Below are 341 nucleotides of genomic sequence, written 5' to 3'. Positions count from 1 at the left end.
TCGCTTTTTGGAACTAATGCCCACAACTGTCGTGCCATTGTGCAGCTATTTTTGTACCATAAGAAGTCAGCCAACAGGGATTGAGTTTGTTGATTCAACGAGTATCAAGGTCTGTCACAACTTACGAATTCCAAGGCATAAAAGTTTATCGGGCCTCGCTAGCCGAGGAAAAGGCACGATGGGATGGTTCTACGGGTTTAAACTTCACCTAATTGTTAATCACAAAGGCGGCATTGTAGCCGCCAAAATAACGCCCGCGAATGTGCATGACACTCAGCCTGTTTCGGGGATGGTGGTTAACTCAATGGATAAACTTTATGCCGACAAAGGCTACATTAGCA

General features: G+C 45.2%; 1 protein-coding gene. It reads left to right on the top strand.

The features are described from left to right. The coding region (locus AAEY99_RS21275; RefSeq protein ID WP_351011958.1) for a transposase at nt 1-341 on the top strand (341 nt) is incomplete at both ends.

Source organism: Shewanella sp. S1-58-MNA-CIBAN-0166 (assembly GCF_040310085.1).
Taxonomy (GTDB): Bacteria; Pseudomonadota; Gammaproteobacteria; order Enterobacterales; family Shewanellaceae; genus Shewanella.
Note: the sequence above shows the minus strand (reverse complement) of the source record. Positions and strands in the feature narration are given on the sequence as shown.